Source organism: Caulobacter sp. Root1472 (genome assembly GCF_001426985.1).
Lineage (GTDB): Bacteria > Pseudomonadota > Alphaproteobacteria > Caulobacterales > Caulobacteraceae > Caulobacter > Caulobacter rhizosphaerae.
The window spans coordinates 73,706-79,708 of sequence record NZ_LMFX01000016.1 but is presented as its reverse complement, the minus strand read 5'-3'; the positions used below and the strand labels follow the sequence as shown (position 1 = coordinate 79,708).

The 6,003-nt window shown below is 69.5% G+C and carries 6 protein-coding genes and 1 riboswitch; all 6 genes read right to left on the bottom strand.

Features of this window, described 5'->3' with window-relative positions; all coding sequences use genetic code 11:
- Window positions 1-116 precede the first annotated feature (116 nt).
- The gene (locus ASD47_RS13000) at window positions 117-560 is read right to left on the bottom strand and encodes a hypothetical protein (protein WP_056756960.1); all 444 of its coding nucleotides are present in this window, start codon (window positions 558-560) and stop codon (window positions 117-119) included.
- Window positions 557-988 (bottom strand): hypothetical protein, encoded by a 432-nt coding sequence (locus tag ASD47_RS12995; RefSeq protein ID WP_056756956.1) that lies wholly within the window; start codon window positions 986-988, stop codon window positions 557-559. Before ASD47_RS12995 ends, ASD47_RS13000 begins: the two co-directional genes overlap by 4 nt.
- Window positions 989-1,121: 133 nt before the next feature.
- Window positions 1,122-2,717 carry an aminomethyl-transferring glycine dehydrogenase subunit GcvPB gene (gcvPB, locus tag ASD47_RS12990; protein WP_056756953.1) on the bottom strand — a complete coding sequence of 532 codons (1,596 nt, stop codon included), beginning with the start codon at window positions 2,715-2,717 and terminating at the stop codon, window positions 1,122-1,124.
- Entirely contained in the window at window positions 2,714-4,060 is a 1,347-nt protein-coding gene (gene gcvPA, locus ASD47_RS12985; RefSeq protein WP_056756947.1) for an aminomethyl-transferring glycine dehydrogenase subunit GcvPA, read from the bottom strand. The genes gcvPB and gcvPA overlap by 4 nt, the downstream gene beginning before the upstream one ends.
- A gap of 140 nt (window positions 4,061-4,200) precedes the next feature.
- A complete protein-coding gene (gene gcvH / locus ASD47_RS12980) occupies window positions 4,201-4,566 on the bottom strand; it encodes a glycine cleavage system protein GcvH (RefSeq protein WP_056756944.1) in 366 nt (121 codons plus the stop codon).
- A 24-nt stretch (window positions 4,567-4,590) separates the two neighbouring features.
- Window positions 4,591-5,718 carry a glycine cleavage system aminomethyltransferase GcvT gene (gene gcvT, locus ASD47_RS12975; RefSeq protein ID WP_156402234.1) on the bottom strand — a complete coding sequence of 376 codons (1,128 nt, stop codon included), beginning with the start codon at window positions 5,716-5,718 and terminating at the stop codon, window positions 4,591-4,593.
- A 150-nt stretch (window positions 5,719-5,868) separates the two neighbouring features.
- A riboswitch (glycine riboswitch) is annotated at window positions 5,869-5,959 on the bottom strand.
- Window positions 5,960-6,003 lie beyond the last annotated feature (44 nt).

Genomic DNA, 6,003 nt, shown 5'->3' with positions numbered 1-6,003 from the left:
GGGTTCCATCAAGACCAAGATCAAGCGCGCCGGCTGGGATGAAACCTTCCTGCTCTCACTCCTGGGTCATATGCGATAGCCCTGCCCACAGGGGGAGGATCTAGGGGGCGCTGGCCCTAAACCGGCTGCTTCTTCAGCCAACGGCGCTTCAGGTGCTTGCGGCCGCGCTTCAGCACCCGCCAGGAGGCCTTGCGCAGGAACACCTTCTCGGACCGCAACAGCTGCTGCCAGGCCACCAGCATGATCTCGGGCTCGCGGCGCATCAGGCGGCGGATCGGAAAGATCAGCTTGGGATGGCGGCGCTGCCAACGCAGGAAGCGGCGCTTGGCCTGGAACGAGTTGCGCAGCACGATCATCAGGCCGACGACCAGCAGCGGCAGGCCCAGGTGACCCGGCAGCGGCGTCAGGACCACACCGGCCAGGAGCACGAGCACGCCAAAAGCCAGCGCCGCCCAGCGGGCGACGCGGCCCGCGGTTTCCCGCAGGACGAGGGCCAGGCGGCGACGGCGGCGGTAGAGCCTCGAAGGCAGCCTGGCGAGCGTTTCAGCCGCCGAGTTCACGCGTCCTGCTTGGCGGACTGGCGCTGCAGCGATCGGCGCTTGAACGACTGGCGCCAGCGCTTGGCCACGCGCCAGCGGCGCGGGACGATCAGCCGTTCCATGCGCAGCACCTGCTGCCAGGCCACCGGAAACACCTCCGGCTCGCGGCGCAGCAGGCGGCGCAGCGGGAACAGCAGCTTGGGATGGGCGTGCTGGAAGCGGACGAACTGCTTGCGCGCCCGGAACGAGTTGCGCAGCACCAGCATCAGGCCGGCCACGGTCAGCGGCACGCCCAGCGGGCCGGGCAGCGGCGCGATCAGGAACCCGGCCACCACCAGGATCAGGCCCAGGGTGACCAGCACGACGCGGGAAATCCGCCCGAGAAGCTCGCGGGCGAGTTCATCGGCGGCGGAGAAGCGCACGGGCGGCATGGCGAGAGCGAGGTTCATGGCAGGACGAAACGGTTCCGTGGTCCGTTCGATCCCGGCGGGGGGCCGGCCTCCTCGGCTCACTGAGACCGATATGAGAACGGCCCGCCCTTCCGTAAAGGCGCCCTATTGTCGCTTTCGCCGACTGTGACGTCTATTCCGCAGCCAGTGGCGCGGCGGCCACAGGTTTCCACCTCAGGCGAGGCTTCCGGGCGGCCTGGGTCTCGTCCAGCCGCTTGAGCGGCGCGTGATAGGGAGCCCCCTTGAAGCGGTCGACATCGCCGCCTCCATTCTTGATCTTGGCGACAGCACCGGCCAGGGCGCGGAGCGCCGTGACGAAGCGGTCCAGCTCCTGCTTGCTCTCGGTCTCGGTCGGCTCGATCAGCATCGCCCCGTGCACCACCAGCGGGAAGTACATGGTCATCGGGTGGAAGCCCTCGTCGATCATCGCCTTGGCGAAGTCGAGCGTGGTCACCCCCGTGCCCTCCAGCCAGGCGTCGTCGAACAGCGCCTCGTGCATGCACGGGCCGTTCGGGAAGGCCGGGCTCATCAGGTCGCCGAGGCGGGCCTTGATGTAGTTGGCGTTGAGGACGGCGTCCTCGGCCACCTGGCGCAGGCCGTCGGCCCCATGGCTGAGCATGTAGGCGTAGGCGCGCACGAACATGCCCATCTGGCCGTGGAAGGCGCTCATCCGGCCGAACGCCTGGGCGGCGGGTCCCTCGGCTTCCTCGACCAGCTTGAAGCCGAACTCGCGGCTGACCACCCAGGGCGTCGGCGCGAACGGGGCCAGGGCCGCCGACAGCACCACCGGCCCAGCGCCCGGACCGCCGCCGCCGTGCGGGGTGGAGAAGGTCTTGTGCAGGTTGATGTGCATGGCGTCGACGCCCAGGTCGCCCGGGCGCACCCGGCCGACGATGGCGTTGAAGTTGGCGCCGTCGCAATAGAAGTACGCGCCGGCCGCGTGGGTCAGGCGGGCGATCTCGACCACGTCGCGCTCGAACAGGCCGCAGGTGTTGGGGTTGGTGACCATGATGGCGGCCACGTGGTCGCCCAGCTTGGCTTCCAGGTCGGCCAGGTCGACCCGGCCGTCGTCGGTCTGGGCGATCTCGACGACCGTGTAGCCGCAGAAGGCCGCCGTGGCCGGATTGGTGCCGTGGGCGCTGGTCGGGGCCAGCACGGTCTTGCGGTGGCCCTGTCCGTTGGCCTCGTGGGCGGCGCGGATGGCCAGCAGGCCGCACAGCTCGCCGTGGGCGCCGGCTTTCGGCGACAGGGCCACGGCCGGCATGCCCGTCAGGGTCTTCAGCCAGTGCGCCAGGCGTTCCATCAGCTCGATCGCGCCCTGCACCGTCGACTGCGGCTGCAGCGGGTGGATATCGGAGAAGCCCGGGAGGCGCGCCATCTTCTCGTTCAGGCGCGGGTTGTGCTTCATCGTGCACGACCCCAGCGGATAGAGCGCCAGGTCGATGGCGTGGTTCTTCTGGCTCAGGCGCACATAGTGGCGCACGGCTTCGGGCTCCGACAGGCCCGGCAGGCCGATCGGAGCCTTGCGGACCAGGTCGCCCAGGTCGTCGGCCGCAGGCGCGTCGGGCAGGTCGACGCCGGTCTTGTCCCAGGCGTTCAGTTCGAAGATCAGCGCCTCGTCCTGCAGCAGGCCGCGGGCCCCGGTCAGGGTCGGGTGGACGTAGTCGTTGATGTCAGCGCCTTGCGGGGCTTCTGGACGGGTGGGCCGTCCGACGGTGTTCATGCTCATTGGTCCAGCACCTTGGTCAGGGCCTTGGCGAAGAAGGTGATGTCGCTGTCCGGCGTCGTCTCGGTGGCGGCCACCAGCAGGACGTCGTCGAAGCCGGCGGTCGGGTCGAGGCGCGAGAACGGCACGCCGGCGATCACGCCGTTGGCGGCGAGGGTCTCGGTCAGTTCGGCGGCGTTGGCCGGGACCTTGATCGCGAACTCGTTGAAGAAGCGCGGCGTCAGGACCTCGACCCCGGGCACGGCGGCCAGGGCGTCGCGCAGCTTCACGGCCTTCTGATGGTTGACCAGGGCCAGGCGGCGCAGGCCCTTCTCGCCCAGCAGGCTCATGTGGATGCTGAAGGCCAGGGCGCACAGGCCGCTGTTGGTGCAGATGTTCGACGTGGCCTTGTCGCGGCGGATGTGCTGCTCGCGGGTCGACAGGGTCAGGACGAAGCCGCGGCGGCCGTCGGCGTCGACGGTCTCGCCGCACAGCCGGCCCGGGGCCTGGCGGACGTATTTTTCCTTGCAGGCGAACAGGCCGACATAGGGGCCGCCGAAGTTCAGGCCATTGCCGATCGACTGGCCCTCGGCCACGACGATGTCGGCGCCCATCTCGCCGGGCGACTTCAGCAGGCCGTACGAGACCGCCTCGGTGGTGACCACGATCAGCAGGGCGCCGGCGGCCTGGGCGGCGGCGGCGATCTTGCTGACGTCGGTGGCCGTGCCGAACACGTTGGGGGTCTGGACGACCACGCAGGCGGTGTCGGCGTCGATGGCGGCGATCACCGCGTCCTCGGCGTCGATGGCCGGCGCCAGTCGTTCGGTGGCGACGCCGGCCGCGTGGGCCAGGGTCTCGACCGTGCCGACATAGTGCGGGTGCACGCCGCCCGACAGCACCGCCTTGCTGCGGCGGGTGACCCGCGTGGCCATCATCACCGCCTCGGCCGTGGCGGTAGAGCCGTCATAGAGCGAGGCGTTGGCCACCTCCATGCCGGTCAGGGCCGCGACCTGGGTCTGGAACTCGAACAGCACCTGCAGCGTGCCCTGGGCGATCTCGGGCTGGTAGGGCGTGTAGCTGGTCAGGAATTCCGAGCGCTGGATGATGTGGTCGACGCTGGCCGGCACATGGTGGCGATAGGCCCCCGCCCCCACGAAGAACGGGCCCTCCGACGCCGAGCGGTTGCGGCGCGACAAGGCCAGCATCTCGCGCTCGACCTCCAGCTCGCCGGCGTGGAGCGGCAGGTCGACCACGCCCGTGCGACGGGCGACGGCGGGCACGTCGACGAACAGGTCGTCGATCGACTCCGCGCCGATGACGCCGAGCATGTCGGCGCGATCCTGAGGTGTGAGGGGGAGGTAGCGCATGAGACGGTGGCTTTCTTGGACCGCCCTCGTCCTTCGAGGCCGCTTCGCGGCGCCTCAGGATGAGGACTACTGAGATCGCAGTCGAACCTCATCCTGGGGCGCCCGCCCAGCGGGCCTCGAAGGACGAGGTTCGTGGCAGGCTAAAGGGTCGAGAGGAACGCTTCGTACGCGTCGCGGTCCATCAGGGCGTCGACCTCGGCGGGGTTCGAGAGCTTGATCTTAGCGAACCAGCCGCCGGTTTCCGGCAGGGCGTTGACGGTCTCGGGGCTGTCGGAAAGCTCGCCGTTGGCCTGGACCACCTCGCCCGACACCGGGGCGTAGACGTCGGAGGCGGCCTTGACGCTCTCGACCACCGCCAGGGCTTCGCCCTGCTTGACGGTCTTGCCGACGTCCGGGGTCTCGACGAACACCACGTCGCCCAACTGTTCGGCGGCATAGGCGGTGATGCCGACCGTGGCGATGTCGCCGGCGACTTCGACCCACTCGTGGTCCTTGGTGAACTTCATGGTCTGGGCCCTTTGTGTCTGGAGCTAGATCTTGCGCACGTAGCGGGTCGGGACGAACGGCGAGGCCACGACCTCGGCCGCCTGCGGCTTGCCTCGGACGATGACTTTCAGCGTCGAACCGACCACCGCCAGGGCGGGGGGGACGAAGCCGATGGCGATGGCGCCGCCGAAGCTGGGCCCGAAGCCGCCGCTGGTGACCTTGCCGACGACGTTACCCGCCTCATCGGCGATCTCCGCGCCTTCGCGGGCCGGGGCGCCTTCCAGCACCTTGAGGTTCACGCGTACGCGCTTGAGGTCGCCGGCCAGTTCCTTGAGGATCCGGTCCGCGCCCGGGAAGTCGGCGGCCTCGCGGCGGCTCTTGCCGACGGCGAACGGCATGCCGGCCTCGATCGGCGAGACCGTCTCGTCCATGTCGTGACCGTACAGCGGCAGGCCGGCCTCCAGGCGCAGGCTGTCGCGGGCGCCCAGGCCGATGGCCTTGACCCGCTCGTCGGCCAGCAGGGTGTTCCAGATCCGCTCGGCCTCACCGGCCGGTACGGAAATCTCGTAGCCGTCCTCGCCGGTATAGCCCGAGCGCGAGATGATGGCGTCGGTCCCGAAGGCGGTCAGGGCGGCGGTGTCCATGAACACCATGCTCGCCGCTTCCGGCACGTGGGCGGCCAGCACGGCGGCGGCCTCGGGGCCCTGCAGGGCCAGCAGCGCGCGGTCCTCCAGGCGCTCCACAGTGGCCTCGCCCTCCAGTGCCTTGGCGATGATGGCGTAGTCGTTGTCCTTGCAGGCGCCGTTGACGACGATGAACAGGCCGTCGTCGTCGGGGCGGGCGGTCATCAGGTCGTCGATCACCCCGCCCTGCTCGTTCAGCAGCACGGCGTAGCGCTGCTTGCCGGGCTTGAGGCCCTGATAGTCGGCCGAGACCAGCTTCTCGAAGCTCTTGGCCGGGTTCTCGCCGCGCAGCCGGGCCTGGCCCATGTGCGAGACGTCGAACAGGCCCGCATGCTCGCGGGTCCACAGGTGCTCCTTCAGCACCCCGTCCTTGTACTGCACCGGCATGTGGTAGCCGGCGAACGGCACCATGCGCGCGCCGGCCGCGACATGCGCGTCGTACAGCGGGGTCTTGTTGAGGTCTTCAGTGGACACGCTCTGGGCTCCAATCGGGGTCGGCGACGCCGCCCGGCTTTCGCCAGGTGGTCTCGCCCCCGCTGTCCCTTTGACCTGAGAGATTCCGGCCATGTCCGCTCGAAAGCGACGGGGCCTTGCTCCTTCGGCGGGCAATCGTTCCCGATTGCCTCTTTCCAGCGTTCCTAAACCCGCGCGGTCCTTTTGCCTGAGCGTTTCCGGGGCGGTTGCGCCTTCGGCCTCGGGACAGAATCCCGATGTCTCCCGCGAGGGTCGAGGCGTGTTTGGGCGACGACGCTTTCGGAGTCAACCGAAGAGCGC

Bases quoted from the DNA above. Each gene is read 5' to 3' on its own strand.
- ASD47_RS12995 (WP_056756956.1), bottom strand. From the start codon at position 988: ATGAACCTCGCTCTCGCCATGCCGCCCGTGCGCTTCTCCGCCGCCGAT.
- gcvPB (WP_056756953.1), bottom strand. From the start codon at position 2,717: ATGAGCATGAACACCGTCGGACGGCCCACCCGTCCAGAAGCCCCGCAA.
- gcvPA (WP_056756947.1), bottom strand. From the start codon at position 4,060: ATGCGCTACCTCCCCCTCACACCTCAGGATCGCGCCGACATGCTCGGC.
- gcvH (WP_056756944.1), bottom strand. From the start codon at position 4,566: ATGAAGTTCACCAAGGACCACGAGTGGGTCGAAGTCGCCGGCGACATC.